Source organism: Phenylobacterium sp., from assembly GCF_044236515.1.
GTDB lineage: Bacteria > Pseudomonadota > Alphaproteobacteria > Caulobacterales > Caulobacteraceae > Phenylobacterium.
The window spans coordinates 1-3,192 of the sequence record NZ_JBIIGK010000240.1 but is presented as its reverse complement, the minus strand read 5'-3'; the positions used below and the strand labels follow the sequence as shown (position 1 = coordinate 3,192).

General features: G+C 70.4%; 3 protein-coding genes. All 3 read left to right on the top strand.

Going from position 1 to position 3,192, the window contains the following annotated elements; all coding sequences use genetic code 11:
• Positions 1–267, top strand: a 267-nt coding sequence (locus ACILRF_RS15700) for an ATP-binding protein (protein ID WP_395674543.1), incomplete at its 5' end; no start/stop codon positions are given.
• Complete coding sequence (locus ACILRF_RS15695; RefSeq protein ID WP_395674541.1) at positions 260–712, top strand: response regulator; 453 nt, start codon at positions 260–262, stop codon at positions 710–712. The genes ACILRF_RS15700 and ACILRF_RS15695, both read left to right, overlap by 8 nt.
• Positions 705–3,164: a response regulator gene (locus ACILRF_RS15690; RefSeq protein WP_395674539.1), complete on the top strand. Its 2,460-nt coding sequence runs from the start codon at positions 705–707 to the stop codon at positions 3,162–3,164. The genes ACILRF_RS15695 and ACILRF_RS15690 overlap by 8 nt, the downstream gene beginning before the upstream one ends.
• The last annotated feature ends 28 nt before the right edge of the window (positions 3,165–3,192 follow it).

Here is a 3,192-nt window from a genome sequence, read left to right as displayed (position 1 = left end):
GTGACGAGCTTCACCGTCTCGGACAACGGCGTCGGCTTCGATCCGGCCTACTCGCACAAACTGTTCGGCGTGTTCCAGCGGCTGCATCGGGCCGAGGAATTCGAGGGCACCGGCATCGGCCTGGCGCTGTGCAAGCGAATCGTCGAGCGGCATGGCGGAACCATTTCGGCGACAGGCGTTGTTGGCGAAGGCGCGACCTTCACCTTCACCTTGCCGCGGCGCGAAACGGCGCAACAACGACAACGAGGAGATACCCTGCGTGGCTGACCTGAGGCCGATCCTGCTGGTGGAGGACAATCCACGGGACCTGGAGCTCACCCTGGCGGCGCTGGCCAAGTGCCAGCTGGCGAACGACATCGTCGTCACCCGCGACGGCGCCGAGGCGCTCGACTACCTCTATCAGCGCGGCGCGCACGCCGACCGCGAGCCGGGCGATCCGGCGGTGGTGCTGCTCGACCTGAAGCTGCCGAAGGTCGACGGGCTGGAGGTGCTGGAGAAGGTCAAGAGCGACAGCATGCGCCGGCAGATCCCGGTGGTGATGCTGACCTCGTCGCGCGAGGAGCGCGACCTGGTGAAGAGCTACGAGCTCGGCGTGAACGCCTTTGTGGTCAAGCCGGTGGACTTCAACGCCTTCTTCGAGGCGATCCAGGACCTCGGGATGTTCTGGGCGATCCTCAACGAGCCGCCGCCAAGGGTCGCCGTCGATGCCTGACGCCGGCGGCCAGCATTCCCGCAGCCTTTGCATCCTCCTGCTCGAGGACAGCGAGATCGACGCCGAGCTGCTGGCGGCCCACCTGACGAAGGCGGAGCTGCGCTTCGAGCTGAAGCGGGCGGTCAACCGGCGCGAGTTCGTCACCCTGCTGGAAGAGGGCGCCTGCGAGGTGATCCTGGCGGACTATTCGCTGCCGGATTTCGACGGGCTGTCGGCCCTGAACATCGCCCGGGCGCTGCAGCCGGACCTGCCGTTCATCTTCGTCTCGGGCGTGGTCGGGGAGGAGTTCGCCACCAACGCCCTGAAGCGCGGCGCCACCGACTATGTGATGAAGCGCAACCTGACGCGGCTGGCGACGGCCGTGGAGCGGGCGCTGGAGCAGGCCCGCGAGCGGCGCGAGCGGCGCGACGCCGAGGACGCGCTGTCGCGCAGCGAGATGCGCGCGCGGCTGGCCATCGAGGGCGCCGAGCTCGGCCTGTGGGATTTCGATCCGCAGTCTGGAGAGCTGGCCTGGGACGACCGCTGCAAGGCGCTGTTCGGCCTGGGTCCGGAGGCCGAGGTCGACTATCCGGCGTTCCTGGCCGGGCTGCATCCCGAGGACCGGGCCCGCGTCGACGGCTCGGTCAAGGAGGCGACGACCTGGACGCCGGACGCCGTCGGCGCCTTCGCTGAGGAATACCGCACCATCGCGCCGGGCGGGACCGAGCGCTGGATCGCCGCCCGCGGCCAGGCCCAGTTCGACGACGGCCAGTGCGTGCGCTTCGTCGGCGTGGTGCGCGACATCACCGAGGAGCGCCACGCCCAGGAGGCGCTGCGCCGGCTGACCGACGACCTGGAACGCGAGGTCGCCGACCGCACGGCCGAGCGCGACCGCATATGGCTGCTCAGCCGCGACCTGTTCGTGGTGGCCGGCGTCGACGGGCGGCTGGTGCGGGTCAACCCGGCCTGGGAGGCGACCCTCGGCTATGGTCCCGACAAGCTGGTCGGCAGCAACTTCAACCTGCTGATCCACGCCGACGACGCGGCGGCGACGGCGAAGGTCGTCGAGGCCCTGGGCCGCGGCGAGGTGGTCGGCCGGTTCGAGAACCGCATGCGCCAGGCCGACGGCGGCTGGCGCTGGATCTCCTGGACGGCGGTTCCGGAGGGCGAGGCCTTCTATGCGGTCGGCCGCGACGTCACCGCCGAGAAGGTGGCGGCCGAGGCCTTGGCCGAGCGCAACCGCGAGCTGGCCGCCCAGATCGAGGAGCGCGAGCGGGTCGAGGCGACCTTGCGCCAGATGCAGCGGCTGGAGGCGGTCGGCCAGCTGACCTCGGGCGTGGCGCACGACTTCAACAACCTGCTGACCGTCATCCTCGGCAACATCTCGTTCGTCGAAAAGGCCATGGCCAGGCAGGAGGGCGCGAAACCGGGGGCAAACGGCCCGATCGCCGAGCGGATCAGCCACATGCGCACCGCCGCCGAGCGCGGTGCGCGGCTGACCGGCCAGATGCTGGCCTTCTCCCGCCGCCAGAAGCTGACGCCCAAGCCGGTCGACCTGAACGAGACGGTCGCCGGGATGCGGGACCTGTTGCAGTCGACCATGGGCGGCAGCGTACGGATCGAGACGGTGCTGAAGCCCGGGCTGTGGCCGGCGCTGGTCGATCCGACGCAGATCGAGCTGATCATCCTGAACCTGGCGATCAACGCCCGCGACGCCATGGAGGTGGGCGGCGGCCTGACGGTGGAGACCGCCAACGTCGCCCTGCGCGAGGCGCCCTCGCGGCCCGAGGAGCCGACCCCCGGCGACTACGTCATGCTGTCGGTCAGCGACACCGGGTCGGGAATGAGCGAGGAGGTGCTGGCCAAGGCCTTCGAGCCGTTCTTCACCACCAAGGAAGTCGGCAAGGGCTCGGGCCTCGGCCTGGCGCAGGTCTACGGCTTCGCCAAGCAGTCGGGCGGCGGGGTGCGGATCGAGACGAGCCTGGGCGAGGGAACGGCGGTCAAGGTCTACCTGCCGCGCGCCGCCGCCGAGGCCAAGCGCGAGCCGGAGCCGGTGCGCCGCGCCGCGCCGGTGTCGACCGGCGCGCGGACCCTGCTGGTGATGGACGACGACAGCGCGGTGCGCGAGATCACCGCCGCCATGCTGACCGAGCTCGGCTATTCGGTGGTCGAGGCCGGCAGCGGCGGGGCGGCGCTGGATATCCTGCGCGGCGATCGACCGATCGACCTGCTGCTGGCCGACTATGCGATGCCGGGCATGAACGGGGTCGAGGCGGCCAAGGCGGCGATCGAACTGCGGCCCGGGCTGCCGGTGCTGTTCATCACCGGGTTCGCCGATCTCAAGGCCCTGCGCGACGTCGGCGAGGACCGGATCATCCAAAAGCCGTTCCGCGACGACGAGCTGGCGCGGAAGGTCGAAGCCGTGCTGGGCGGCGCGTCGGCCGAGGGCAAGGTCGTGCCGCTCAGGCGCTGATCCCAATCCCCCTAGCTTGTCGGAATCG

What these genes read in the sequence shown, in the direction of transcription:
- ACILRF_RS15690 (WP_395674539.1), top strand. Translation starts at nt 705, where the DNA reads ATGCCTGACGCCGGCGGCCAGCATTCCCGCAGCCTTTGCATCCTCCTG.